Annotated in this window: 22 protein-coding genes and 1 riboswitch; of the genes, 14 read left to right on the top strand and 8 right to left on the bottom strand. The window is 70.6% G+C overall.

Going from position 1 to position 25040, the window contains the following annotated elements; genetic code table 11:
• Positions 1–164: 164 nt before the first annotated feature.
• Positions 165–1004: an endonuclease domain-containing protein gene (locus AC2DFQ_RS10240; protein WP_484533813.1), complete on the bottom strand. Its 840-nt coding sequence runs from the start codon at positions 1002–1004 to the stop codon at positions 165–167.
• A gap of 262 nt (positions 1005–1266) precedes the next feature.
• Between AC2DFQ_RS10240 and AC2DFQ_RS10235 the strand changes: the two genes are divergently transcribed.
• From AC2DFQ_RS10235 to AC2DFQ_RS10200, 8 genes are all read left to right on the top strand, one after another.
• Positions 1267–1830, top strand: a complete 564-nt coding sequence (locus tag AC2DFQ_RS10235; protein WP_484533812.1) for a GNAT family N-acetyltransferase — start codon at positions 1267–1269, stop codon at positions 1828–1830.
• 26 nt (positions 1831–1856) lie between these two features.
• Entirely contained in the window at positions 1857–2720 is an 864-nt protein-coding gene (locus tag AC2DFQ_RS10230; protein WP_484533811.1) for an Fpg/Nei family DNA glycosylase, read from the top strand.
• A gap of 67 nt (positions 2721–2787) precedes the next feature.
• Positions 2788–2944: riboswitch (FMN riboswitch) on the top strand.
• A gap of 54 nt (positions 2945–2998) precedes the next feature.
• On the top strand, positions 2999–4039 hold the full coding sequence (gene ribD, locus AC2DFQ_RS10225; protein WP_484533810.1) for a bifunctional diaminohydroxyphosphoribosylaminopyrimidine deaminase/5-amino-6-(5-phosphoribosylamino)uracil reductase RibD: 1041 nt from the start codon (positions 2999–3001) through the stop codon (positions 4037–4039).
• Positions 4039–4668: a riboflavin synthase gene (locus AC2DFQ_RS10220; RefSeq protein ID WP_484533809.1), complete on the top strand. Its 630-nt coding sequence runs from the start codon at positions 4039–4041 to the stop codon at positions 4666–4668. Before ribD ends, AC2DFQ_RS10220 begins: the two co-directional genes overlap by 1 nt.
• The gene (ribA, locus tag AC2DFQ_RS10215) at positions 4665–5945 is read left to right on the top strand and encodes a GTP cyclohydrolase II (protein WP_484533808.1); all 1281 of its coding nucleotides are present in this window, start codon (positions 4665–4667) and stop codon (positions 5943–5945) included. Before AC2DFQ_RS10220 ends, ribA begins: the two co-directional genes overlap by 4 nt.
• Positions 5942–6415 (top strand): 6,7-dimethyl-8-ribityllumazine synthase, encoded by a 474-nt coding sequence (gene ribH / locus AC2DFQ_RS10210; protein WP_484533807.1) that lies wholly within the window; start codon positions 5942–5944, stop codon positions 6413–6415. Before ribA ends, ribH begins: the two co-directional genes overlap by 4 nt.
• Before the next feature lie 84 nt (positions 6416–6499).
• The gene (locus tag AC2DFQ_RS10205) at positions 6500–6850 is read left to right on the top strand and encodes a Fe-S protein (RefSeq protein WP_484509937.1); all 351 of its coding nucleotides are present in this window, start codon (positions 6500–6502) and stop codon (positions 6848–6850) included.
• Positions 6851–6902: 52 nt separating this feature from the next.
• Entirely contained in the window at positions 6903–8348 is a 1446-nt protein-coding gene (locus AC2DFQ_RS10200; RefSeq protein ID WP_484533806.1) for an MFS transporter, read from the top strand.
• A 57-nt stretch (positions 8349–8405) separates the two neighbouring features.
• On the opposite strand, the gene AC2DFQ_RS10195 is transcribed toward AC2DFQ_RS10200, so the two are convergent.
• Genes AC2DFQ_RS10195 through AC2DFQ_RS10185 form a run of 3 tightly spaced genes read right to left on the bottom strand, consistent with a single transcriptional unit; the run spans position 8406 to position 11040 of the window.
• Complete coding sequence (locus AC2DFQ_RS10195) at positions 8406–9230, bottom strand: ABC transporter permease (protein ID WP_484533805.1); 825 nt, start codon at positions 9228–9230, stop codon at positions 8406–8408.
• Entirely contained in the window at positions 9227–10102 is an 876-nt protein-coding gene (locus AC2DFQ_RS10190) for an ABC transporter permease (protein WP_484533804.1), read from the bottom strand. The genes AC2DFQ_RS10195 and AC2DFQ_RS10190 overlap by 4 nt, the downstream gene beginning before the upstream one ends.
• Positions 10099–11040, bottom strand: a complete 942-nt coding sequence (locus tag AC2DFQ_RS10185; RefSeq protein WP_484509941.1) for an ABC transporter ATP-binding protein — start codon at positions 11038–11040, stop codon at positions 10099–10101. The genes AC2DFQ_RS10190 and AC2DFQ_RS10185 overlap by 4 nt, the downstream gene beginning before the upstream one ends.
• 183 nt (positions 11041–11223) lie before the next feature.
• On the opposite strand from AC2DFQ_RS10185, the gene AC2DFQ_RS10180 reads away from it, so the two are divergent.
• The 3 genes from AC2DFQ_RS10180 (at position 11224) to AC2DFQ_RS10170 (ending at position 13973) form a co-directional block, all read left to right on the top strand.
• Positions 11224–11439, top strand: a complete 216-nt coding sequence (locus tag AC2DFQ_RS10180; RefSeq protein WP_484533803.1) for an AsnC family protein — start codon at positions 11224–11226, stop codon at positions 11437–11439.
• 21 nt (positions 11440–11460) lie between these two features.
• The gene (locus AC2DFQ_RS10175; protein ID WP_484533802.1) at positions 11461–13347 is read left to right on the top strand and encodes an ABC transporter ATP-binding protein; all 1887 of its coding nucleotides are present in this window, start codon (positions 11461–11463) and stop codon (positions 13345–13347) included.
• Between the two features lie 161 nt (positions 13348–13508).
• Complete coding sequence (locus AC2DFQ_RS10170; protein ID WP_484509944.1) at positions 13509–13973, top strand: ester cyclase; 465 nt, start codon at positions 13509–13511, stop codon at positions 13971–13973.
• Positions 13974–14068: 95 nt separating this feature from the next.
• On the opposite strand, the gene AC2DFQ_RS10165 is transcribed toward AC2DFQ_RS10170, so the two are convergent.
• Complete coding sequence (locus AC2DFQ_RS10165) at positions 14069–15958, bottom strand: phosphoenolpyruvate carboxykinase (GTP) (RefSeq protein WP_484509945.1); 1890 nt, start codon at positions 15956–15958, stop codon at positions 14069–14071.
• Between the two features lie 118 nt (positions 15959–16076).
• On the opposite strand from AC2DFQ_RS10165, the gene AC2DFQ_RS10160 reads away from it, so the two are divergent.
• Positions 16077–17519: a helix-turn-helix domain-containing protein gene (locus tag AC2DFQ_RS10160; protein ID WP_484509946.1), complete on the top strand. Its 1443-nt coding sequence runs from the start codon at positions 16077–16079 to the stop codon at positions 17517–17519.
• Between the two features lie 3 nt (positions 17520–17522).
• Here AC2DFQ_RS10160 and AC2DFQ_RS10155 read toward each other — a convergent pair whose 3' ends face one another.
• Together AC2DFQ_RS10155 and AC2DFQ_RS10150 are read right to left on the bottom strand one after the other, a co-directional pair.
• A complete protein-coding gene (locus AC2DFQ_RS10155; RefSeq protein WP_484533801.1) occupies positions 17523–18596 on the bottom strand; it encodes a winged helix DNA-binding domain-containing protein in 1074 nt (357 codons plus the stop codon).
• A gap of 56 nt (positions 18597–18652) precedes the next feature.
• On the bottom strand, positions 18653–20125 hold the full coding sequence (locus AC2DFQ_RS10150) for an NAD-dependent succinate-semialdehyde dehydrogenase (protein WP_484509948.1): 1473 nt from the start codon (positions 20123–20125) through the stop codon (positions 18653–18655).
• Positions 20126–20316: 191 nt separating this feature from the next.
• Between AC2DFQ_RS10150 and AC2DFQ_RS10145 the strand changes: the two genes are divergently transcribed.
• A complete protein-coding gene (locus AC2DFQ_RS10145) occupies positions 20317–21024 on the top strand; it encodes an IclR family transcriptional regulator (protein WP_484533800.1) in 708 nt (235 codons plus the stop codon).
• 13 nt (positions 21025–21037) lie between these two features.
• Here AC2DFQ_RS10145 and AC2DFQ_RS10140 read toward each other — a convergent pair whose 3' ends face one another.
• A complete protein-coding gene (locus tag AC2DFQ_RS10140; protein WP_484533799.1) occupies positions 21038–22927 on the bottom strand; it encodes an FAD-binding monooxygenase in 1890 nt (629 codons plus the stop codon).
• A gap of 248 nt (positions 22928–23175) precedes the next feature.
• Here AC2DFQ_RS10140 and AC2DFQ_RS10135 point away from each other — a divergent pair, with 248 nt between their 5' ends.
• Complete coding sequence (locus AC2DFQ_RS10135; protein WP_484533798.1) at positions 23176–24825, top strand: thiamine pyrophosphate-binding protein; 1650 nt, start codon at positions 23176–23178, stop codon at positions 24823–24825.
• Positions 24826–25040: the final 215 nt, after the last annotated feature.

Raw genomic sequence — 25040 nt, 5'->3', positions numbered from 1 at the left:
TTGTTCACCCACCCCGCGTCGGCGAGGCCCGGAACTCCGGGATGCCAGTGCGGGCCGGGGCAAACCAGACTGAGTTAGTGCCACCGCGTGCGCCACCGCGCGTGCCACCGCGTGTGCCGACGCGCGTGCCACCGTGTCAGCCGACGCGCCGACAGGTGCGGAATTCAGCCGTGCGCTGCGAGCAGGCCTCGGATAGCGGCGAGGACGAGTTCCGGTTCGTCGAAGATCTGAGATGCGGTCACTCGCAACGGCGTATATCCGAGAGCGGCGAGCAACAGATCGCGGCGCCGGTCCCGCATCTGGGCATCCCAATCCGAGTGGTGAGCGCGACTGTCGCATTCGATGACGAGCCATCCATCGATGACGAAGTCGACCCGGCCGACCCCGCGCACGACGACCTGTGGCTCGACCCGACAACCAAGCCCACGCAGCATCAGGCGCAGGAAGCTCTCCGATCCGGATTCGCAGCGCCCATCCACGAGAGGAATCAGCACGGCGTATCGCTGGGGAAGACGGCGGAACACCTCGGGGAGGTCGCCGAGGAAAATGAGCCCCAAGTGAAGCGCGCTGTCGAGAGTGGCGACGGCAGCGCGTGGCGTCTGGCAGAGCACGCTGTGTGCCAGAGCGTCGAGAATCGACACGACCGCTGCCTGGCCGGGCTGCTCGCCGAGCGGCGCCCAATGCAGGCGCACGCCCCGCTGAGCTCGGTGCTCCAAACGGCGGAAGCGATCGTGCGGCGAGCGCATCCTGCTCGACCCTGGCGTGATGTGCACATGCAGGACCCGGTTGACGAGCACGAACACCCCGAGCGACGCGAGCAGGGACAGACACGTCAGCCGTCCGCCGACGCGGACCGCACGCACCACGGCCTCCGGGGTATCACCGGGGACGTAGTGGTCACGTCGCGCCCGTATCAGGCTCCCGGTGGTGACAGCTCGGTCGATCTCGCGGCGGCTCAGTCCGCTCGACATCAACTCGGCACGGTGCGCGAATGCGACGGTCATCGGTCGACTGTCGCTCCGGTGGCCTCCCGTTGACGGACGGCGGCCGGATCTGTGGATCAGTTCCCCGGGTTGGGGGGCTGTGCAGAGCGGGCGCACTCGCCCAAGTCGTACCGTATTCAGTCTCAGTCGCGCGTCGCCCACCAGGTCGTCGCGGGATCGTGCGGTTTGTCCCCACTTCGCCGGCCAACGGGACTGAGTACGGTACGGAGACGGCGGCGGCGCATCCGGAAGCGGCGACGCGTCCAGAAGTAGGGTGGCGGGCATGGAACCGGTGACCCTGAGGAGCCCGCGGACGGTGCTCTCGCCACCGACCGAGCACGACGTCGAGGCGATCTTCCGGGCGTGCCAGGATGCGGACATCCAGCGCTACACGGCGGTGCCCTCGCCGTACCTGCCCGAGCACGCCGAGGCCTTCGTCGCCGCCGTTCCCGGACGGTGGGCCGACGGGATCGAGGCGACCTGGGCCATCCGCGTCGGCGACACGCTCGCCGGGATGCTGAGCCTTCACCGGCAGACCGGCGGCGTACAGGAGATCGGCTTCTGGATGTGTCGGACCTCTCGCGGGCGCGGGCTCCTCGCCGAGGCGGCCGGCGCCGCCGTCGATTGGGGTTTCGCGAGCGACGGACTGGGCGCCGCGCGCATCGAGTGGCGTGCCGTCGTCGGCAACCGCGCCTCGGCGCGCGTGGCGCAGCGCCTCGGGTTCCGCTATGAGGGCACCCTGCGTCAGGCGATGTCGAACGCCTTCGGCCGCGACGACGTGTGGATCGCCGGCCTGCTCCCGCGGGACGACCGCGCACCGCAGCCGTGGAGCGTTCTCGGCGACTGAGTCGCGATCCGTGGCAGGATGACCGCATGCCGGAGATGCCCGAGGTGCAGGGGCTCGTCGACTACCTCCGCGGACGGGTGGTCGGCCGCACGATCACGCGGGCGACGGTGTCGGCGATCTCGGCGCTGAAGACGTACGACCCGCCGATCACCGATCTGCAGGGCGCGGCCGTGAGCGGCGTGGAGCGCCACGGGAAGTTCCTCGACGTCGCGACCGACGGCGGCGCTCACCTCGTCTTCCACCTCGCCAAGGCCGGCTGGCTGCGCTGGTACGACTCCCTCCCGTCGACGCTGATCAAGCCGGGGAAGTCGCCGATCGCCCTGCGCGTCGCGTTCGACGACGCCTCCGGGTTCGACCTGACCGAGGCCGGCACGAAAAAGTCGCTCGCCGTCTACGTGGTGCGCGACGTCGCCGACGTGCCGGGCATCGCCCGGCTCGGTCCCGATCCCCTCGACCCCGCCTTCACGCGCGACACGCTCGCCGGCCTCCTCACCGGGCGTCGCACGCAGATCAAGGGTGTGCTGCGCGATCAGTCGGTGATCGCGGGCGTCGGCAACGCGTACTCCGACGAGATCCTGCACGCGGCGAAGATGTCACCGTACGCCCTGGCCTCCACCCTGGACGACGCCGAGATCGACCGGCTGTTCGCGGCCATGACCGCCACCCTCGCCGAAGCGTTGGACGAAGCATCCGGCAAACCACCCGCCGACCTGAAGGACGCGAAGCGCCGCGGCATGCGCGTCCACGGCCGGCGCGGCCAGACGTGCCCGGTGTGCGGCGACGAGGTGCGGAGCGTCTTCTTCGCCGACAACTCCCTGGAGTACTGCCCGACCTGCCAGACCGGCGGCAAGATCCTCGCCGATCGGCGACTCTCGCGCCTGCTGAAGTGACCCCGGATGCAGCGACGGACCGGGGAATGCCCGGCCAGGCTCTGCGTTCGTTAGTATCGAGAACATCAACGTGCTCCGGGGTCGGTGAGAATCCGAACCGGCGGTGACAGTCCGCGAGCCCGACCCCCGCCTTCGGGCGGAGGTCGAAGCCGATCCGGTGAAAATCCGGAACCGACGGTGATGCGACGGTCCGCCGTCGCGAGTCCGGATGGGAGGCGCACGGTCGGCGCACCGCGCCGCCCTGCCGCAACGACCCCGGACCGGACCGGAGGATCGACATGGCGGACGACGCGGAACGCGAGGCGATGCGCCGTGCGCTCGCCCTCGCCGCGCGCGGACCCGTCGGCGTCAACCCGCAGGTGGGCGCGGTCATCCTCTCCCCCGGCGGCGACGTGATCGCCGAAGGGTGGCACCGGGGGGCCGGCACCGCGCACGCGGAGGTCGACGCGCTGTCGAAGCTCGCCCCCGGCGCCGCGCGCGGCGCCACCGCGATCGTCACCCTCGAGCCGTGCAACCACACCGGACGGACGGGTCCCTGCGCGCTCGCACTCCTGGAGGCCGGCGTCGCCCGCGTGGTCTACGCCCTCGACGATCCGAACCAGGTCGCGGCCGGCGGTGCCGCACGCCTCCGCGCCGGCGGCGTGTCGGTGGAGGGCGGGGTGGGAGCCGACGAGGCGCGGGCGCTGCTCGACGGCTGGCTGACGGTGCAGCGGCTGGGACGCCCCTTCGTGACCGTGAAGTGGGCGCAGAGCCTAGACGGCCGTGCGGCGGCACCGGATGGTACGAGCCAGTGGATCACGGGCGCCGACGCACGGGCCGACGTGCACCGTCGCCGCGCCGAGGCCGACGCGATCCTGGTGGGAACCGGGACGGTCCTCGCCGACGACCCCGCCCTCACCGCCCGTCGCCCGGACGGGACCCTGTACGAGCACCAGCCGATCCCCGTCGTGCTCGGCGACCGCCGGGTTCCCGAGGATGCTGCGCTGCGCCGCCATCCGCGGCAGCTCATCCAGCGGTCGGGGAGCGACCTGCCCTCGGTGCTGGCCGAACTGCGCGACCTCGGCGCTCAGCGCGTCTTCGTCGAGGGCGGCCCCACGATCGCGAGCGCCTTCCTGCGCGAGAACCTCGTCGACGAGGTACTCGCCTATGTGGCCCCGACCCTCATCGGCCACGGCGCCGACGGCACCGACCGCCCCGCGCTGGGGCGCCTCGGAGTCGATACGATCACGCAGCAACGGCGCCTCGCGGTGTCGTCCGTCCAGGCCCTCGGCCACGACCTGCTGATCACCGCACGACCTGTCACCGAAGGAGACGCCTGATGTTCACCGGAATCGTCGAAGAGCTCGGAACCCTCACGGCGGTCGAGCCGTCCGGCGACGGCGTCCGGCTGACCGTGCGCGCCCCGCTGGCGGTGACGGATGCGGCGCACGGCGACTCGATCGCGGTGAGCGGCGTATGCCTGACGGTCGTGGACCAGGGTCCTGATTGGTTCGCCGCCGACGTCATGAAGCAGACCCTGGACATGTCGACTCTCGCCGGTGCCGAGCCCGGCCGTACGGTCAACCTCGAGCGGGCCACGGCCGCTCACGGGCGCCTGGGCGGGCACATCGTCCAGGGGCACATCGACGGCACCGGAACGGTCGTCGAGGTGCGCCCCGGCGACCGCTGGCAAGTGGTGCGGATCGCCATCCCCGCCCACCTCGCCCCGCTCGTCGTGGACAAGGGGTCGATCGCGATCGACGGCGTCTCGCTCACCGTCAGCGGCGTGAGCCCCGCCGACGCCGCCGACCCGTGGCTCGAGGTCTCCCTCATCCCGGAGACCCTGACGGCCACGACCCTGGGCGGCGCCGCCGTCGGCGACCCCGTCAACCTCGAAACCGACATCCTCGCGCGCCATGTGCAGAGGCTCCTCGCCTTCCCCACAACCCCCGAAGGAGGCTCACGATGAGCCTTGCCACCATCCCCGAAGCTCTCGACGCGCTGCGCGCCGGCCGCCCCGTCATCGTCGCCGATGACGAGGACCGCGAGAACGAGGGCGACGTCATCCTCTCCGCCGAGCTCGCCACCCCGGAGTGGATCGCCTGGACCATCCGCTGGTCCAGCGGGTTCCTGTGCGCACCGATGCCCGCCGACTGGGCCGACCGCCTCGACCTGCCGCCGATGGTCGCGGTGAACGAGGACGCCCGGGGTACCGCATACACCGTGAGCGTCGACGCATCCGGTCGCAACAGCACGGGCATCAGCGCGTCGGACCGCGCACACACCCTCAACGTGCTGGCCGACCCGGAGTCAGTCCCGGGCAGCCTCATCCGACCGGGTCACGTCCTGCCGCTGCGTGCGGTGGACGGCGGCGTACGCGAACGCAGCGGCCACACCGAAGCCGCCGTCGAACTGATGCGACTCGCCGGCCTGCAGCCGGTGGGCGCGATCGCCGAGGTCGTCGCCGAGGACGGCTCGATGATGCGGCTCCCCGGGCTCCTCGAGCTCGGCGAGCGCAGCGGCATCCCGGTCATCACGATCGAGCAGCTCATCGGGTACCTGGACGAGCAGTCTCCCCTCCCCCCGAAAGTCGCCGCCGAGCGCCACACGCGCCGGGTCAGCCTCCGCGCAGAGGCCCACGTGCCCACCTCGCACGGCAGCTTCCGCTTCCTGGCGTACAAGGACCGCGTGACCGGCACCGATCACCTCGCCGTCGTCTCGGGTGACCTCAGCGACGATGCGCCGCTCGTGCGGGTGCACTCCGAGTGCCTCACCGGCGAGGCGTTCGGGTCGCTCAAGTGCGAGTGCGGCCCGCAGCTGGAAGCCGCCCTGGATGCCATCGAACAGGATGGCGGGGTCGTGGTGTACATGCGCGGGCACGAGGGCCGCGGCATCGGGCTCATCAACAAGCTGCGCGCCTACAGCCTGCAGGAGCAGGGCCTGGACACCGTCGATGCCAACCTCGCCCTGGGTCTTCCCGCCGATGCGCGCGACTACGCCGCGGCTGCGGGCATCCTCGCCGACCTCGGGGTGAGCCGCGTGCGGCTGATGACCAACAACACCGACAAGGTCTCTCAGCTGCGCGAACTGGGCCTCGACGTCACCGAGCAGGTGCCGCTGCTGGTGGGAGTCGGGCCGAACAACCACCAGTACCTCGAGACCAAGCGCGACCGCATGGGCCACCTCATCGCCGAGGCCGACCTGGCCGATGCGCTGAAGCAGATGAAGGAAGGGGCCGAAGCATGAGCGGCAAAGGAGCACCCGAGGCCGGGAGCGTCGACGCGAGCGGCCTGACGGTCGTCGTCGTGGCCGGCACCTGGCACGACGTCATCACCGATGGGCTCATCGCCGGCGCCCGGCGCGTCCTGGATGCGTCGGGGGCGTCGTGGCAGCTGGTGCGGGTGCCCGGCTCGTTCGAGCTGGCCGTCGCGGCGAAGGCCGCCCTGGACGCCGGCGCCGACGCCGTCATCGCCCTCGGGGTCATCATCCGGGGCGGCACCCCGCACTTCGAGTACGTCTCCTCGGCCACCACGGACGGGCTGACGCGCGTCGCCCTCGACACCGGCCGCCCCATCGGCTTCGGGGTCTTGACGCTCGACGACGAGCAGCAGGGTCTGGACCGTGCCGGTCTTCCCGGCTCGAAGGAGGACAAGGGCGCGGAGGCCGCGGACGCGGCGCTGCGCACGGCACTCGTCCTCCGCGACCTGCGCGCCTGACCGAGCCCGCTGGTCCGCCCGGCGGAGCGCCGCTGAGGCGTGCCTTCCTGGCGGGCGAGGATGCCGCGCCCTACGGTGAAGGACATGGAGACCCTGCGCAACATCGTCGTCCTCGTCCACCTCGTCGGGTTCGCGACCCTGTTCGGCGCCTGGGTCGTCGAAGCCGTCGCGCGGCGCATCCGGTTCACCCGGATCATGGACTGGGGCCTCGCGATCGCCGGGGTCGCCGGCCTGATCCTCGCGGCACCCTGGGGAATCGAGGGCGAGCTGAACTACGTGAAGCTCGGCGTCAAGCTCCTCATCCTCGTCGTGATCGGCGCGCTCCTGGGGATGGGTTCGGTGCGACAGCGCCGCACCGGGTCGCTCCCCCCGGTGATGTTCTGGCTGGTCGGGGTCCTCACCCTGACGAACGCGGCCATCGCGCTGCTGTGGTGACTTCCGTCGCATAGTATCTGGGGGTCCCTCGCGTCCCCCCGACAGGAGCTTCATGACCTCCCCCACCTCCGCTCCCCCCGCCCCCGCCAACCCCCGCTCGCGTGTCATCACGGCGAGCCTGGTGGGAACGACCATCGAGTTCTACGACTTCTACGTCTACGCGACCGCCGCGGTTCTGGTCTTCCCGGTCCTGTTCTTCCCGACCGGCGACGAGACCACCTCGCTGCTGTCCTCCTTCGCCGTGTTCGGCGCCGCCATGGTCGCCCGCCCCATCGGCGCCGTGGTCTTCGGTCACTTCGGCGACCGGTTCGGTCGCAAGGCCACCCTCGTCGCGTCGCTCCTGACGATGGGCATCGCGACCTTCATCATCGGCCTGCTGCCCACCTACAACGACATCGGCTGGTGGGCGGCGCTCATCCTGCTGTTCCTCCGTCTCGCGCAGGGCTTCGCCCTGGGCGGCGAGTGGTCGGGCGCGGCACTCGTGGCCACGGAGAACGCGCCGGCGGGCAAGCGTGCCTGGTACGGCACGTTCCCGCAGCTGGGTGCGCCCATCGGGTTCATCATCGCCAACACCGTCTTCCTCGTGATCAACTTCGCCCTCCCCCACCCCGACGGCCCGGCGCAGCGCTCCGAGGAGTTCCTGGCGTGGGGATGGCGCGTGCCGTTCCTCTTCTCGGCCCTCATGGTGATCATCGGCCTGTGGGTGCGCCTCAAGCTCGTGGAGTCTGAGACGTTCGCGCGTGCGGAGAAGACCGGGGCGCTGCGGAGGTTCCCGCTCGGGGAGGTGGTGCGCCAGCACTGGCGCCAGCTCGTCCTCGGCACGTTCATCATGCTCGCCACGTACGTGCTGTTCTACCTCATGACGAGCTTCACACTCTCCTACGGCACGAAGGCGACCACCGACGCTGCTCAGGCGACGGCGGATGCGGCGGGTGAACCCTTCGATGCGGCCGCCTACGTCCCCGGGCTCGGCTTCGGGTACACCGACTTCGTGACCATGCAGATCATCGGAGTCGTGTTCTTCGGCGTCTTCACGCTGCTGTCGGGTCCGGTGGCCGACGCCATCGGCCGCCGCAAGCTGCTGCTGTGGGTGACGGGAGCGATCGCCGTGTTCGGCGTGGCTTTCAACGTCTTCCTGATGCCGCAGGCCGACCCGAAGTTCACGGGCGCGCTCATCCAGGCCTTCCTCATCCTCGGCTTCCTGCTGATGGGCCTCACCTTCGGTCCGATGGGCGCGGTGCTCCCGGAGCTGTTCCCCACGAACGTGCGCTACACCGGCTCGGCGATCTCGTACAACGTCGCCTCGATCCTCGGCGCCGCGGTGGCACCGCTCATCGCGGTCGCGCTGTGGGCCGCTGCCGACGGCGAACCGTGGCTGGTCGGGCTGTACCTGACGGGTTCGGCGGTACTGACCTTCATCGCGCTTGCGCTGTCGAAGGAGACCAAGGACGTCGACTACGACGAGAACATCGGCGTCGGAGCCACCGGCTCGCTCTGACACGGCCGAAACGGATGCCGCGGGGCTTCGGCTCCGCGGCATCCGTCGTCGCCGGTGTCAGTCCAGGAAGAGGGCGCGGAGCCGCTTCGTGGTGAGGACCAGCCCGATCGCGATCATCACGGCGTAGTACAGGACGTGCCACAGCATCCCCGCGCTCAGTGCTCCGGTCGTCAGGCCCCGGATGAGTTCGACCCCGTGCCACAGCGGCAGGGCCTGCACGATCCACTGCACCACCTCCGGGTACACCGTGATCGGGTAGAACGTCGCCGAGAAGAGGAACATCGGCAGCATCACGAAGTTGATCCAGTCCATGTGCTGGAACGTCTTCATGTAGCTCGTGATCGCCATGCCGACGCTGGCGAACCCGAACGCGATGAGGACGACGGCCGGGAGGGCGAGGATGGCGGTGGGGGCCAGGTTCAGGCCCAGCAGCTGCATGATGATCATGAAGCCGGTGGCGTAGAGCAGCCCGCGCAGGAGCGCGTAGAGGATCTCGCCCAGGGCGACATCCAGCGGCCCGAGCGACGTGGACAGCATCCCCTCGTAGAGCTTGCCGTAGTTGAGCTTGAAGAAGACGTTCCAGGTGGAGTCGTAGATGGCGCCGTTCATCGCCGACACCGCCAGCAGGGCCGGAGCGATGAACGCGGCGTAGGGCACGTCGACGCCCGCCGACGTCTGGACGTCGCCGACCAGGGCGCCCAGGCCGATGCCCATCGACGCGAGATAGAGGACCGGCTCGAAGAATCCCGACAGCACGACGATCCAGCTCGACGAACGGGCGGCCAGCAGGCCCCGCTGGACGACGGCCTGGGGGTTGCCCGCCCACAGGGCGCGCACCCCACGCCGGCGGCCGGCGGTCTCGGGCGCGGCGACGGCGGTCATCTGGCGAGTCTCCGTTCGAAGGTGCGACGGCCGAGCACATAGCCGATGACGGCGAGCACGATCAGGTAGGCCAGGTGCAACGCCCCGGTGGGAAGGTCGACCGGGCCGTACGTGGCCATGCGACCGAGTTCCGTGGCGTGCCACAGCGGCGAGATCCAGCCGATCCACTGCAGCCACACGGGCAGCGTCTCCAGGGGGTAGAACGTTCCCGAGAACAGGAACATCGGCATGAAGATGAACCGCTGCACCAGGGCGAACTGGCCCTTGTCGTCTTCGATCGACGCGGCGTATGCCATGAGGGGGATGCCGAAGCTCACCCCGGCGAGCACGCCCACGGCGATGGAGATCCACCCCGTCTCCGGGTGCGGGACGGCACCGAAGACCCAGATGAACAGGTAGTACGCCGCGACGGCGACGAACATGCGGGCCACGGCGCCGAGGATCACGCCGTGCGCGATCTGCGCCGACGCCAGCGGCGAGGCGTTGAAGCCGTAGAAGTACCGCCGCCACTTGAATCCGGCCATGACGGGATAGGTGAACTCCTCCGACGCGACGGCGATCGCGGCGGTCATGAGGAGGGCGGGTGCGATGAAGACGAGGTAGGAGACCGGCTGGCCGCCGTCGTCGATATCGCTCTGGATGAGGGCTGCCAGGCCCAGGCCCAGGCCCAGGAGGTAGAGGATGGGCTGCCCCAGCGCGCCGAAGAGGATCGTCCAGCCATACGCGCGCATCGCGCGCACCATGTGCTCGGTGACGTACCACGAGCCCCGAGCCCGCGGTTTCCGCCCCCACTCGAGCGCTTCGGCCCGCAACTCGTCCAACGAGGGGTGGATCCGCGCGTCCCCCGCGCCGGGCGCCTGGCTGAGGGTCATTCGACCAGCGACCTTCCGGTCAGCCGAAGGAACACATCCTCCAGGCTCGAACGGCGGACGAGGGACGTGATCGGCTGCAGGCCCAGCGCGGTGACGCGCTCGAGCGCCGCCTCGCCGTCGGCGGCGTAGATGAGCACGCGATCGGGGAGCACCTCGACGCGCTCGCCGATGCCCTGCACCTGCTCCGCGGCCTGCTCGTTGCGATCGGAGCCGAACCGCACCTCGAGCACCTCACGGCTCGAGTGCTCGCGGATCAGGGAGGACGGGGTTCCTTCGGCCATGATGCGGCCCTTGTCCACGACGACCAGTCGATCGCACAGCTGCTCGGCCTCATCCATGTAGTGCGTGGTCAGCACCAGGGTGGTGCCCTGCTCCTTGAGGCGGAACAGGCGATCCCACAGCACATGGCGGGCCTGCGGGTCGAGGCCGGTGGTCGGTTCGTCCAGGAGGAGGATGCGGGGGTCGTTGATGAGACCCCGTGCGATCGTGAGGCGCCGCTTCATCCCGCCGGAGAGCTGGTCGACCTTGCTCTTGGCCTTGTCCTGCAGCTGGGCGAAGGCGAGGAGCTCGTCCGCCTTCTGCGCGCAGACCTTCCCGGGGAGTCCGAAGTACCGCCCGTAGATGTAGAGGTTCTCCCGGGCGTTCAGCTCGCCGTCGAGGTTGTCCTGCTGCGGTACGACTCCGAGGCGCGAACGGATCTCCGGACCGTGGCTGTCGGGATCGAGGCCCAGGATGCTGAGGTCACCGGCGGTGCGGGTGGATACGGCGCCGATCATCTTCATGGTCGTGGACTTGCCCGCCCCGTTGGGCCCGAGGAGCCCGAACGACTCCCCCGGCGCGACCTCGAAGGACAGTCCATCGACGGCGAGAAAGTCGGGCTTGCCCTTCACCCGGTACGCCTTGACGAGGTTGCTGGCTCGGATCACCGCTTCTGGCACCGCACCACCCTATAACCGCCGCTGACACGCTCATCGCGTGCTTCCGGGGACAGGTTCTGCCGGCTCACGGTGCTCCGAGGCGGCGGATGCTGTCCCCTGAGGCCGCGACAGATGGCGCGTCAACATCGATTGACATTGCGGCGGCGTGTCAACTAGTGTTGACGCATACAGGAGGGAATGCTCGTGACCGGAAACGACATCCGCACCGCTCTCGGAGCGGCACCCGACCGCGAGCCGATCGCCGAACTGCACCGCCTCGCCGAGGTGCGCCGTGAGCTCGCCCGCGCGGAGGAAGTGCAGGTGCGCCGCGCCCGCAACCAGGGATTCTCCTGGCAGGCCATCGCCGGAGCCCTCGGCGTGTCCAAACAGGCCGTGCACAAGAAGTACGGTCGAAAGTAACCCCACCCGAACGAGGAACCGATGTCCACCTCAGCCCCTGCCCGCGCGCGCCGCGGGCGCCGCGCGCAGCCGGAAGGGCCGCGCGCCACCCTTCGCCAGCTCCTGCCGTTCCTCCTCGAGCACCGTCGCGTGCTCGTCGTGGTGGCGATCCTCAGCATCCTCGGCGCGGCCGCCACGCTCGCCCAGCCGCTCCTCGTGGGCGAGGTGATCGCGCGCGTGCAGGGCGGAATCGACCTCGGCGCCCTGATCTGGCTCGTCGTGGGGCTCGTGGTGGTGTCATCGGTGATCTCCGGCTACCAGCACTATCTGCTGCAGCGCACCGGCACCGCAGTGGTCTACTCCAGCCGGAGGCAGTTGATCCGCCGCATCCTGCACCTCCCGATCAGCGAGTTCGACGCCCGCCGCACCGGCGACCTCGTCTCGCGCGTGGGCACCGACACGACGCTGCTGTACGCCGTCCTGACGCAGGGGCTCGCGGACGCCGTCGGCAACCTGCTCATCTTCCTCGGCGCACTCGTCGCCATGGCGCTGATCGATCCGGTGCTCTTGGCGCTCATCGTGCTCGTCCTCGGCCTCTCGGTGCTCACGGTCATCCTCCTGAGCGGCCGCATCCGCACCGCATCCACCGAGCAGCAGGTAAAGGTCGGGGAGCTCGCATCCGCCGTCGAACGTGCCGTCGGCTCGATCCGCACCGTGCGGGCCGCGGGAGCGACCGAGCGTGAAACGACCTCGGTCACGGGCCTGGCGACCGAGGCCTACGGCGTCGGCATACGGATCGCGAAGGTCTCGGCCCTGGTCGTTCCCGTCGCCGGCATCGCGTTGCAGGTCTCGCTCCTGGTCGTGCTCGGAGTCGGCGGGTTCCGGGTCGCCTCCGGGGCGATCGAGATCTCCGGCCTGATCACGTTCATCATGTTCCTCTTCCTCCTCATCGCGCCGCTGGGATCGACCCTCGGCGCGATCACGTCCGTGAGCCAGGCGCTCGGCGCTCTCGGCCGCATCCAGGAGATCCTCGACCTGCCCACCGAGACGGATGCCGACTCCCCCGACCGCGCCGCCGTGCCCGATCCGCAGGCGCCGGCGATCGCGTTCCGCGACGTGCGGTTCCGGTACCCCGAGAACGTCGTCCAGGCGCGCGAGGCGGCGGCCAAGGAGGCGCGCGCGGTGCTCGAACAGGTGCACGTCGAGCGCCTCCCCGATGAGGAGGACGGGGCCGAGGACGCCGCGGAGCGCGACGTGCTGCGCGGCGTCTCGTTCGACGTCCCGCGCGGCGCACGCGTGGCGCTGGTCGGGCCGTCGGGTGCCGGGAAGAGCACCGTGCTGTCGCTCGTGGAGCGGTTCTACGACCCCACGGGAGGCCGCATCCTCATCGACGGCGTCGACGCGCGCAGCCTCGACCGTGATGCGCTGCGGGCGCGCTTCGGCTACGTCGAACAGGATGCTCCGACCCTGGCGGGCACCATCGCCGACAATCTCCGGCTGGCCTCCCCCGAGGCGAGCGATGCGGAGTGCGCGGCGGTGCTGCGCGCGGTGAACCTCGGCGATGTCCTCGAGCGGAGTCCCCTCGGCGTGGACGCGCCCGTCGGCGAGGACGGGGTCATGCTCTCCGGCGGAGAGCGTCAGCGCCTCGCGATCGCCCGCGCACTGCTGGCCGCTCCCCCGGTGCTGCTCCTGGACGAATCCACCTCATCCCTGGACGGGGTCAACGAGCAACGGATGCGCGAGGCCATCGACGCCGTGGCGACCGGGCGCACCCTCCTGGTGATCGCCCATCGCCTGTCCACCGTGGTCGACAGCGACCTCATCGTCGTGCTCGACCACGGGCAGGTCGTGGGGGCGGGCACCCACTCGGAGCTCGTCGCATCCACCCCCCTGTACCGCGAGCTGGCGAAGCACCAGCTCCTGGTGTGAACCGCGCACGCCCGAGAGGAGCGCTTCTACGAGCGGGAGAGGCTCCTGCCCGCCGCGCAGCCCACTGCGCGGAAGACTTGACCTGGAGTGCACCCCAGCCCATAGCGTGGCATCCAATCGGTCCGCACACCCGCCGACCGAGTGATTCGGAGGATGCGACCATGTCCCAGTTCATCGAGCCCGACGACACCCGCTATGACGAGCGCTCCCGCGCGCTCGTCGCCGTCGGCCGCGAAGCCATCGCCCACGAGAACGCGGAAGCGCTGCGGGCCTACTTCAGCTCGGACTTCCAGTTCCACGGTCCGGACGGCGACCTCGATTTCGCCGCGCTGGCGGCCTACTTCGCGCAGATGCGCCAATCCTTCACCGGCTACTACTGCGAGCGCTACGAGATCGTCTCCGCCGGCGACTTCATCGGCTGCCGCACGGAGATGGGCGGCACCTTCACCGCGCCGTTCGCCACCCGGTTCGGCACCGTGCAGCCCCACGGCAAGACGGTCACGCTGTCGCTGATCAACATGTTCCGCTATGACGCCGACGGCAAGCTGGCCGAGGAGTGGGTGGCGTACGACAACCTCGAGTGGATGCGCCAGCTCGGCGTCGACCTCGTCCCCGCGCAGTCCTAGCCGCCCGCCCCGGCGAGAAACGACATCCCGGCTGAGACGCCACGCGCCGCGTGGTTTCTCGTCCGGGATGTCGTTTCTCGGCGTGTGGCGGGGCCTCAGGCTTGCGCGGCCTTCGCGGCCTTCAGGCGGTAACGCAGCGAAGCCAGCTCGGCATTCAGCGGAGCGGGGATGCGGCCACCGAAGGTCGCGTAGAACTCCTCGGTGAGGTCAGCCTCCTGCAGCCACGAATCCGGGTCGACGGCGAACAGCTCGTCGAGGTCGGCCTCGGGGACGTCGATGCCGTCGAGGTTGAGGTCCTCGGCGCGCGGGATGCGGCCGATGGGCGTCTCCACCGCTCCGGCCTGGCCCTGGATGCGGCGGATGATCCAGTCGATCACGCGGGAGTTCTCACCGAATCCCGGCCACAGGAACCGGCCGTCGGCGCCCTTGCGGAACCAGTTCACCTGGAAGATGCGGGGGGCCCGGTCGAACCGCAGCGTCTGCCCGACCTTCAGCCAGTGCCCGAAGTAGTCGGCCATGTTGTAGCCGCAGAAGGGGAGCATGGCGAACGGGTCGCGGCGGAGCTCGCCGACCGTTCCCTCGGCCGCTGCGGTCTTCTCCGAAGAGATGGTCGACCCCAGGAACACGCCGTGGGTCCAGTCGGTCGCCTCCACCACGAGCGGCACGTTGGTGGCGCGGCGGCCACCGAAGAGGATGACATCCAGCGGTACGCCCTCCGGAGCCTCCCAGTCGGCGGCGATCTGCGGGCACTGCGCCGCGGCGACGGTGAAGCGGGAGTTCGGATGCGCGGCGGGACGTCCGCTGTCGGGCGTCCAGGCGTTGCCCTCCCAGTCGGTCAGGTGCGGCGGAGCGTCGTCGGTCAGCCCCTCCCACCACACGTCGCCGTCGGGGCGCAGCGCGACGTTGGTGAAGATCGTGTTTCCCCACAGCGTCTCCACGGCGGTGACGTTGGTCGACTCACCCGTTCCCGGCGCAACGCCGAAGAATCCCGCCTCGGGGTTGATCGCCCACAGGCGCCCGTCCGCGCCGGGACGGATCCAGGCGATGTCGTCGCCGAGGGTCTCGACGCGCCAGCCCGGAATGGTCGGTCGGAGCATCGCGAGGTTGGTCTTGCCGCACGCCGAGGGGAACGCCGCGGCCACGTGGTACGCGCGACCGGCCGGATCGATGACCCGGATCAGCAGCATGTGCTCGGCCAGCCACCCCTCGTCGCGGCCGATCACCGAGGCGATGCGGAGGGCGAAGCACTTCTTGGCCAGGATCGCGTTGCCGCCGTAGCCCGAGCCGTACGACCACACCTCGAGGGTGTCGGGGAAGTGGACGATGTACTTCTCGTCGTTGCACGGCCAGGGGACATCGGCCTGGCCCGGCGCGAGAGGGGCGCCCACCGAGTGCACGGTCTTGACCCACGGGTCGCCCTGGGCGATCCGGCCCAGCACCTCGGGGCCGACGCGGGTCATGATGCCGATCGAGGTCACCGCGTATGCACTGTCGGTGACCTGCACGCCGATGTGCGACAGGGGACCGCCGACCGCCCCCATCGAGAACGGCACGACGTACATCGTGCGTCCGCGCATCGACCCCTCGAAGACTCCGTCGAGCGTGGCGCGGATCGTCTTGGGCGCGATCCAGTTGTTCGTGGGGCCCGCATCCTCTTCCAGCTCGGAGGCGATGTAGGTGCGCGACTCGAGACGGGCGACGTCGCCCGGGTGCGAGCGCGCCAGGTACGACCCGGGCCGCCACTCCGGGTTGAGCTTGAGGAGCTTGCCCTCGTCCACCATCTGACGCAGCAGCGCATCGTTCTCGGCGCGCGAGCCGTCGACCCAGTGGATGCGGTCGGGCTGGGTGCGCGCGGCGATCTCGTCGACCCACGCCACGAGCGCGTCCATCCCGGGTCCGCGCACATCCGGGCGCTTCCCGAAGCGGCGCAGAGCCCCCACCGAAGCGCGGGTGGGACGGCTGCTGTGGATCTCGGCGAGAGCCATGGATGCTCCTCCAGGTCGAGGTTCAGAAAGGGTGTCTTGTTCCACCTTGGCCGGTCCGCTCGCCTCTTTCCGAACATTCGAGAGTCAAGAGTTGCGGTTCTTTCGCTACGCTAAAGGAATGGCTCCCCCCGCGATCGAACTCGCCACGCTCGGCCACCGCATCCGCCACCAGCGGCTCACCTCGGGCTTCACACTGGACGAGCTGGGCGCCCTCGTGGGCGTCGCCGGCAGCCAGCTCAGCCTGATCGAGAACGGGAAGCGGGAGCCGAAGCTCTCACTGCTGCAGGAGATCGCCCGGGCCACCGGGACGGAGGTCGCCGATCTGCTGTCCGCCGAGCCGCCCAACCACCGGGCGGCCCTGGAGATCGAGCTGGAGCGCGCGCAAGGGGGATCGGTGTTCCGGCAGCTGGGCATCCCGCCGATCAAGGTCACCAAGGGCGTCAGCGATGAGACGCTCGAATCCATCCTCGGTCTGCACCGGGAACTGCAGCGACGCGAGCGGGAGGCGATCGCCACCCCCGAGGAGGCGCGCCGCGCGAACACCGAGCTGCGGTTGCGGATGCGCGAGCGGGGCAACTACCTGCCCGAGATCGAGAAGCTCGCCGAGAAGCAGCTGAAAGCCGCCGGCCACCTCGGCGGCGCGCTGACGCACCGCTCGGTGAGCATCATGGCCGAGCAGCTCGGCTTCGAGCTCATCTACGTCAACGACCTGCCGCATTCGGCTCGGTCGGTCACCGACCTCGAGAACGGCCGCATCTACCTGCCCCCGGCATCCATCCCCGGAGGTCACGGTCTGCGGTCGATGGCGCTGCAGGCGATGGCCCACCGCATCCTCGGGCACAAGCGCCCCAACGACTACGCGGACTTCCTCCAGCAGCGCTTGGAGATCAACTACTTCGCCGCGTGCTGCCTCATGCCCGAGACGAACGCCGTGGCCTTCCTCCAGCAGGCCAAGCGCGACCGCAACCTGGCGGTGGAGGACTTCCGTGACGCGTTCGGCGTGACCCACGAAGCCGCCGGGATGCGGCTGACCAACCTGGCAACGGAGCACCTGGGCATCCGGCTGCACTTCCTGCGCGTCGACGGGTCGGGGGCGATCTCCCGCGTCTACGAGAACGACGACCTGCCGCTTCCGACGGATGTCACCGGATCCATCGAGGGGCAGGTGGCCTGCCGCCGGTTCTCGGCGCGGCGGGCGTTCTCCGAGCAGAACCGCACCACGGAGCACTACCAGTACACCGATACTCCGGCGGGAACCTTCTGGTGCTCCACGCAGACCGGATCGACCTCCGACGGCGATTTCTCCATCACCGTCGGAGTGCCCTTCGACGACGCGAAGTGGTTCCGCGGCCGCGAGACGCAACAGCGCGCGGAATCGCGCTGCCCCGACGAGTCGTGCTGCCGCCGTCCCCCCGCCGGCGTCGCCGAGCGGTGGGCGGGGAAGGCGTGGCCGAGCGCACGTGTGCACATGCACATGTTCTCGCCCCTCCCCCGGGGCGATTTCCCGGGCGTGGACGACACCGAGGTCTTCGAGTTCCTGGAGCGGCACGCCGGCAGCTGAGGCTCAGCCGGTGATGAAGGCGGCGTAGCGGCCCAGCGCGGCGGCGACCTCCGCCGGATCGACGGGGGCGAAGAGGTCGGGCACCGGATCATCGGCGTGCCGCCCGACGGCCAGCGAATGGGCCCAGACGCCGGCGACCCGCCCGTGATGGAGGAGGATCGGACGCACGATCCCGTTCTTGCTCGGCCCCACGACCGGGAGGAACTCCGGCGCACAGGGCAGCGTGCGATCGGCGTACGAGAGGTAGTACTCGTCGAAGGGCGGGAGCGCCAGGACGTCGGGGGCGGATGCGACGCGCCGCGGCGCCGCGCCGGCACCGACATACGACGGATCGGGGCCGTCCCCGGAGGCCTCGACCCGGCCGGCGGCGGCGGCCATCGCCGTGCGCGCGGTTCCCAGCGGAAGGCCGGCCCACCAGGCCAGGTCGCGCGCCGTGGCGGGGCCGTGCGAGGCGACGAAACGCGCGGCGAGCTCCGCGAGGGGGTCGGTCGGGATCACCGGATCGGCGATCCACTCCTCGGCCGGCACGAGATACTGCTCGCGCGGGGGCCCGCCCACGCGCGGCACCACCGGCCCCGACACGATCACGCCGCGGAGCGCCAGCACGTGCAGCACATGGATGCCGCGCTGCCCGGCCGGATCGACTCCGCCGCGTTCCAGCACGTCGAAGGCATCCGCCCGGGTCAACCGATTGCCCCCGGCCAGTGCCGCGCGGACGAGCACTTCCCCGCGCGCCAGCGCCTCCTCATCGAGTCCGAGATCGCGGCGGCGGGGCGCGGCGGCCTTCAGCTGGCGGTCGGCCGTGAGCGACAGCATCCAGGCGAGATCGCGCGCCGGGACGATGTGGAGGGTACCGCGCATGGGCCATGCGCGGACGAGCTCTCCCCGGTCGAACGCCGCGTCCACGTCGCTGACCGTCGGCGTCCCGCGTGTGCGCACGGCGAGCGCCCACCGGCCGCCCCAGAACTCCTGGGACTGCACGGCGAGCATGTGGGCGGCCGCATCCATCACCGAGGCCGCCGGAGCGGACAGCCGGTGCGAGCGGAGTCTGCGGTCGAGAGCCTGCGCGGTGGTCACTGCGCCATCCTGCCCGCCCCCGCGGACAGTGTCTGTCCGCGGGGGCGGGCGGGGGCTCAGGCGAACGGGTTCGCCGTGAGGGTGTACTTCGTCTGGAGGTACTCGTGGATGCCCTCGGCTCCGCCCTCGCGGCCGAGGCCGGAGAGCTTCCAGCCGCCGAAAGGCGCCGCGGCGTTGGACACCACACCCACGTTGAGGCCCATCATCCCCGTCTCCAGCCGCTCGATCATGCGCTGGCCACGGGCGAGGTTCTCGGTGAACACGTAGGAGACCAGGCCGTACTCGGTGTCGTTGGCGATACGCACCGCGTCGTCCTCCGTGTCGAACGGCACGATCGCCAGCACGGGCCCGAAGATCTCCTCGCGGAGGATCTCGCTTCCCGGCTGGACGTCCGAGACGACGGTGGGCTCGTAGAACGTCCCGGGGCCGTCCACGGCAGACCCGCCGGTGGTCACCGTGGCGCCGCGTTCGACGGCGTCTCCGACCAGCGCCGTGGCCTTGGCCACCGCGCGGTCGTCGATGAGCGGGCCGATGACCACGCCCTCCTCGGTGCCGCGGCCGATGCGCAACTCCTTCACGCGCTCGGTCACGCGGCGCGTGAACTCCTCCACCACCGGGCGGTGCACGATGAAGCGGTTGGCCGCGGTGCAGGCCTGCCCGATGTTGCGGAACTTCGCGAGCATCGCGCCGTCCACCGCCTTGTCGAGGTCGGCATCGTCGAACACGACGAAGGGGGCGTTGCCGCCGAGTTCCATCGACGTGCGCAACACGTTCTCCGATGCCTGCTTCAGCAGTCCCTGGCCCACGGGCGTGGAACCGGTGAAGGAGAGCTTGCGCAGCCGCGGGTCGCGGATGATGCGCTCCGACACCGCGCCGGAGGAGGTGGTGGTCACCACGTTGACGACGCCGGCGGGAACGCCGGCCTCCTCGAGGATCTGCGCGAAGAACAGCGTGGTCAGCGGGGTGAGGGACGCCGGCTTGATGACGACCGTGCATCCGGCCGCGAGCGCCGGAGCGATCTTGCGTGTCGCCATGGCCAGCGGGAAGTTCCACGGCGTGATGAGGAACGCCGGTCCGACGGGATGCTGGGTGACGATCATGCGGCCGGTGCCCTCGGGGTTCGCGCCGTACCGGCCGGACACGTGCGCCGCCTCCTCGCTGAACCAGCGCAGGAATTCGCCGCCGTACGCGATCTCCCCGCGCGCTTCGGCGAGGGGCTTTCCCATCTCCAGCGTCATGACGAGCGCGACGTCCTCCTTGCGCGCCTGCAGCAGGTCGAACGCACGGCGCAGGATCTCCGCCCGTTCGCGCACCGGGGTGGCAGCCCACCCGGGGAAGGCGTCGGCGGCGGCGTCCATCGCCGCCTGTCCGTCGGCGACCGAGGCGTCGGCGATCGAGCGGATCACAGTGCCGGTGGAGGGGTCGGCGACATCCAGGGTCTTGCCGCCTTCGGCCGGGCGCCACTGCCCTCCGATGAACAGCCCGTCGGGAATCGATGCCAGTAGTTCGGCTTCGCGCGCCTCGGTCATGTGTGCTCCTCGATCGTGTTCGGGTCTCCGCTCATTCTGGCCAGCAGAGAGCTCGGCAGCGATGGACGTTGCGTATAACCGCGCGGTCGCGTATAGACGGCGAGGCGACCGGCGTTCTCCCAGTGAGCACGGCGTCCTACTATCGAACACGCGCCGTCTCGCGGCGCGACCTGCCTGAAACGGATGCCCGCATGCCCGACCCCCACGCCGCCCGCTCGCAGACCCTCAGCCGGGGCATCCGGCTGCTGGAGATCCTCGCCGGCGCCAGCCGGACCCTGTCCATCGACGAGCTGTCGGCAGAGCTGGGTGTGCACCGCTCCATCGCCTACCGGATGCTGCGCACTCTCGAGGATCACGGACTGGTCGCACGCGACCGAGGCGGACGGGTCGCCCTGGGCGCGGGCCTGGCGGCCCTGGCGTCGGGGGTCGCACGAGACGTGCAGCAGGCGGCGATGCCGGAACTGGACGAGGTGGCCAACGAGTTCGGGATGACGTGCCTCCTCGCGATGCTCGCCGACGTCGACGAGGCCGTGACGCTGGTCAGTGCCGCCCCACGACGCGCCGGCGCGGTGATCTCCTACCGGCCGGGCCATCGGCATCCGATCACCCGGGGCGGGCCGGGGAAGGCGATCCTGGTGGGGATCCCGCAGAGTGCGTGGCCGAGCACCGTGGATGAGGCGCTCCGGGCCGAACTCGAGCTCTCCCGCGAGCGCGGCTACACCGTCAGCGACAGCGAGGTCGTGCCGTCCCTGCGCTCGGTGGCGGTGCCCCTCCATCTCCCCGGCCAACCCCATGCGGCCATCGCGGTCATCCACGTGGAGCTGACCGCCCCCGAGCAGGTCATCGCCGCGCGCCTCATCCAGGCGGGCGAACGCATCGTCCGCGCCTACGGCGGCTGATCCGCGGCGCGCGTCACACCACCGCCGCGCGCTCCCCCCGCAAGAGTGGGGCGAAGAACCCCGCGAGCTCGTCGGTGGCGTCCAGGGGCAGCACGGCCGACACGTACTGATCGGGGCGCACGACCACGATCGCGCCCTCCGCGCCCACGCCGCGCCGCGTGAAGATGTCGTCGGCGGGATCGGCGGCGTACACCTTCTCGTAGTCGATGAGCTGGAACGGCCCGACGCGCGGCAGGAAGACCGGCGGGACCGACCCGAGATCCACCTCGGTGTGCGGGCGGGGGTAGACGACCTTCGCGTCGACCCACGCGTCGCGGTCCGCTCCGGCCGGCGTGGACGCGACCGGCGACTCGGGAGCCTCCGCGAGCCAGGCGGCGAGGCGCTCCACCGCGCCGGAGTTCTGCGCGTCGCCGAAGACGTAGATGCGCCAGCGACCGTCGGCGCGGGCATGGTGGCCGAGCTGCATCGGGTTGCCGTCGCACACCCGGGTCACCGGGGCCGAGTGGAAGCGCTTCCCGACGGGGAACCCGGCGGCACGCTCCTGATGACGCGCCTCGGCCACCAGGATCGATGGGGCGTACTGGGTCATGAAGCCGGCCGGGAACTCCGCCGTCCGCACGTAGAACTCCTCCAGCTCCGACGGGTCGTCGAACTCCTCGGGACGCTTGGCCATGAGACTTGACCACTGCTTGTCGAAGTCGATCAGGTTCTGCGCGACCACCTGGCGTTCACCGGAGTACGTCGTCAGCAGGCTCTCGGGCGCACGCCCCTCCAGCACATGGCCGAGCTTCCACGCGATGTTGAACCCGTCCTGCATCGACACGTTCATCCCCTGTCCCGCCTTGGCGCTGTGGGTGTGGCAGGCGTCGCCGGTGATGAAGACACGGGGGGTGCGCCGGCCGATCTCGTCCAGGGGGACGTCGTCGAACCGGTCGGTGAGGCGATGACCCACTTCGTACACGCTGTGCCAGGCGACGTCCTTCACGTCAAGACGGTAGGGATGCAGGATCGCGTTGGCGGTGGCGATGATCTGGTCGATCGTCGTGGCCCGGACCGCGGACCCGCCGCCGGCGGGCACTTCGCCGAGGTCGACGTACATCCGGAAGAGGTGCCCGCCCTCGCGGGGGATCAGCAGGATGTTGCCGCCGCCGCCGGACTGGATCGCGCACTTGGTGCGGATGTCGGGGAAATCCGTCACCGCGAGCACGTCCATGACCCCCCACGCGTGGTTGGCCTGGTCGCCCTCCAGACGGCACCCGATGGCCTCGCGGACCCGGCTGCGCGCGCCGTCGGCGCCGATGACGTACTTGGCCCGCACCACGCGCTCGGCACCGGCGCCATCGCCGGCAGTGCGGGCGAGGGTGACCTCGACGGGGTACTCGTCCTCGCCGACGGCGAGCCCGCGGAACTCCCAGCCGTAGTCGGGACGAACCCGGGCAGGCGAGTGCGCCGCGTACTCGGCGAAGTAGTCGAGCACCCGCGCCTGGTTGACGATGAGGTGCGGGAACTCGCTGATGCCCGTCGCGTCGTCAGGGGTGCGCGCGGTGCGGACGATTCGCGAGGGGTCGCTCGGGTCGGGCTTCCAGAACGCCATCTCGGTGATCCGATAGGCCTCGGCGATGATGCGCTCGGCGAACCCGAACGCCTGGAACGTCTCGACGCTGCGCGCCTGGATGCCGTCGGCCTGGCCGATCGCCAGCCGATCGGGGCGACGCTCGATGATGCGCGTCGAGACGCCCGGGAACTGGGCGAGCTGAGCGGCGGCGACCATCCCGGCCGGTCCGCTCCCCACGATGAGGACGTCCATGGTGTCGGGCAGCTCCGCGGGGCGATCGATCCCGGTGCCTGCGGCCGGCTGGACGCGCGGATCGGCGGACACATAACCGTGGTGGTGGAACTGCACGGGATCTCCTTCACGTCATCGTGTCGCGCGTGTTCTCTATGCGAATGCGCTATTCGCATATCGCGCGGAGGCAGAATAGGGCCGGCCCCCGTCCCGCGCAAGCCGCGTACCAGGGGCGGGCGCCTATACTGGCGACCGTCCGGCAGGAGTTGCGAGCCGCCGGTGCCCGAAAAAGGGGTACGCAGCCCGCTCCCCGGAGCGCGCGAGACACATACGGCTGATCCGTCCCTGTCTCGAAAGGCCTCGCCATGCCCTCCGTCTCCGCCCACGTCGCCGCCACTCTCGCCCGCCGCATCGACACGGTGTTCGGTGTCATGGGCAATGGCAACGCGTACTTCATCGATGCGATCGAGCGCGACACCCCGGCCCGCTTCGTCGCGGTCCGGCACGAGGCGGCGGGGGTCGCGTCCGCCGATGCCTACTACCGCGCCTCGGGGCGGATCGCCGCCGCGACCGCGACCTACGGCGCCGGCTTCACCAACGCGCTGACCGCCCTCGCCGAGGCCGTTCATGCGCGCACCCCTCTCGTCCTGCTGGTCGGCGACGAGCCGACGTCCGGCCCGCGCCCCTGGGGCGTGGACCAGATCGCCCTGGCCGACGGCATCGGGGCGCGTACGTACAGCGTCGGGCACCGGGATGCCGCGGCCACCGTGACGATCGCCCTGGAGCATGCCCACGCGTATCGGGTGCCGGTCGTGCTGGCGATCCCCTACGACCTCGCCACGCGCGATGCCGGACCCATCCCCGGAGATGTCGAGCTGGAGCCGGTCTCGCTCGTTCCGCCCCGGACGGCGTTCGGTGAGGCGGTGCTGGACACCGTCGCCGCCGCCCTCGCCCAGGCCGAGCGGCCGGTACTCCTCGGCGGCCGTGGCGCTTGGCTGGCGGGGGCCGGCGCGGTGCTCGGCGAGCTGGCCGCCGCATCCGGGGCCCTCACCACCACCACCGCGCTCGGCCGCGGCCTCTTTCCCGACGACCGGTTCGATCTGGGGGTCGCGGGCGGCTTCGGCGCACCGGCGGCCATGGAACTCGTCCGCTCGGCCGACGTCGTGGTGGTCTTCGGCGCGGCCCTCAACCAGTTCACGATGCGTTTCGGCGACCTGTTCGGGCCCGGCACGCGCGTGTTCCAGGTCGACCTCGCCGAGACGGCGACCCATCCCCATGTCGGTGGCTACGTCCGCGGCGACGCGGCCTCGGCCGCCGGTGCGATCCTGAGCCGCCTCCGCGCCCTCGGCGGCACCCGGTCGGGATGGCGTGACGGCGTGGACGTCGTTGCGGCGCGCCGGCAGGAACGCGGCGACGACCTCGCGCCGGACGGGCGGATGGACCCGCGGGGAGCGGCCGCACGGATCGCCGAGCTGCTGCCCCAGGACCGGGTGATCGTCTCGGACGGCGGGCACTTCCTCGGCTGGTCGAACATGTACTGGCCCGTCGCATCCCCCGATCGCATGATCATGGTCGGCACCGCGTACCAGTCGATCGGGCTCGGGTTTCCCAGCCTCCCCGGCGCCGCCGTCGCCCGCCCGGACTCCACGATCGTGCTCACCACCGGCGACGGGGGCGGGCTCATGGCGCTGGCCGACCTGGAGACGGCAGTCCGGGTCGCCCGAGGCCGAGGCATCGCGGTGGTGTGGAACGACGCGCAGTACGGCGCGGAGGTCAACAACTACGGCGCCAAGGGCCTCGCACGCGAGCCGATGCTGATCCCGGAGGTGGATTTCGCGGGCGTTGCCCGAGGCTTCGGCGCGGAGGGCGTGGTCGTGCGGACGGTCGCCGACCTCGACGCCCTGGCGGCCTGGACCGGACGCCCGGTGGCGGACCGGCCGTTCCTGCTGCTCGACCTGCGGGTCAGCGGCAGCGTCATCGCCCCCTTCTGGCAAGAGATCATCCACGCCGGCTGACCCCTTCCCCCCCCTTCCCCCCGTCGACTCGCCAGGAAACGTCGGGTTTTCGCGCGAAAGACAACGTCTTCTGGCGAGTCGACCGCTGGGGATCAGGCCTTGGAGAGGCCATATCGCGCCGCCTGCGGCCGTCGGTGAAACCGACTCCGGCGGTGAGGATCACGAGCCCGAGCGTCAGCGTCGCTGTCGAATGCGTTCCGCGGGGGTTGCCTGCC

The organism is Microbacterium sp. Z11_20, from assembly GCF_057197605.1.
This window is presented reverse-complemented; position numbering and strand designations above follow the sequence as displayed.

What these genes read in the sequence shown, in the direction of transcription:
- AC2DFQ_RS10190 (WP_484533804.1), bottom strand. Translation starts at nt 10,102, where the DNA reads ATGACCCTCAGCCAGGCGCCCGGCGCGGGGGACGCGCGGATCCACCCC.
- AC2DFQ_RS10220 (WP_484533809.1), top strand. Translation starts at nt 4,039, where the DNA reads ATGTTCACCGGAATCGTCGAAGAGCTCGGAACCCTCACGGCGGTCGAG.
- AC2DFQ_RS10150 (WP_484509948.1), bottom strand. Translation starts at nt 20,125, where the DNA reads ATGACCGAGGCGCGCGAAGCCGAACTACTGGCATCGATTCCCGACGGG.
- AC2DFQ_RS10175 (WP_484533802.1), top strand. Translation starts at nt 11,461, where the DNA reads ATGTCCACCTCAGCCCCTGCCCGCGCGCGCCGCGGGCGCCGCGCGCAG.
- AC2DFQ_RS10145 (WP_484533800.1), top strand. Translation starts at nt 20,317, where the DNA reads ATGCCCGACCCCCACGCCGCCCGCTCGCAGACCCTCAGCCGGGGCATC.
- AC2DFQ_RS10160 (WP_484509946.1), top strand. Translation starts at nt 16,077, where the DNA reads ATGGCTCCCCCCGCGATCGAACTCGCCACGCTCGGCCACCGCATCCGC.
- ribH (WP_484533807.1), top strand. Translation starts at nt 5,942, where the DNA reads ATGAGCGGCAAAGGAGCACCCGAGGCCGGGAGCGTCGACGCGAGCGGC.
- AC2DFQ_RS10170 (WP_484509944.1), top strand. Translation starts at nt 13,509, where the DNA reads ATGTCCCAGTTCATCGAGCCCGACGACACCCGCTATGACGAGCGCTCC.
- AC2DFQ_RS10195 (WP_484533805.1), bottom strand. Translation starts at nt 9,230, where the DNA reads ATGACCGCCGTCGCCGCGCCCGAGACCGCCGGCCGCCGGCGTGGGGTG.
- ribD (WP_484533810.1), top strand. Translation starts at nt 2,999, where the DNA reads ATGGCGGACGACGCGGAACGCGAGGCGATGCGCCGTGCGCTCGCCCTC.
- AC2DFQ_RS10235 (WP_484533812.1), top strand. Translation starts at nt 1,267, where the DNA reads ATGGAACCGGTGACCCTGAGGAGCCCGCGGACGGTGCTCTCGCCACCG.
- AC2DFQ_RS10240 (WP_484533813.1), bottom strand. Translation starts at nt 1,004, where the DNA reads ATGACCGTCGCATTCGCGCACCGTGCCGAGTTGATGTCGAGCGGACTG.
- AC2DFQ_RS10230 (WP_484533811.1), top strand. Translation starts at nt 1,857, where the DNA reads ATGCCGGAGATGCCCGAGGTGCAGGGGCTCGTCGACTACCTCCGCGGA.
- AC2DFQ_RS10200 (WP_484533806.1), top strand. Translation starts at nt 6,903, where the DNA reads ATGACCTCCCCCACCTCCGCTCCCCCCGCCCCCGCCAACCCCCGCTCG.
- AC2DFQ_RS10135 (WP_484533798.1), top strand. Translation starts at nt 23,176, where the DNA reads ATGCCCTCCGTCTCCGCCCACGTCGCCGCCACTCTCGCCCGCCGCATC.
- AC2DFQ_RS10165 (WP_484509945.1), bottom strand. Translation starts at nt 15,958, where the DNA reads ATGGCTCTCGCCGAGATCCACAGCAGCCGTCCCACCCGCGCTTCGGTG.
- AC2DFQ_RS10205 (WP_484509937.1), top strand. Translation starts at nt 6,500, where the DNA reads ATGGAGACCCTGCGCAACATCGTCGTCCTCGTCCACCTCGTCGGGTTC.
- ribA (WP_484533808.1), top strand. Translation starts at nt 4,665, where the DNA reads ATGAGCCTTGCCACCATCCCCGAAGCTCTCGACGCGCTGCGCGCCGGC.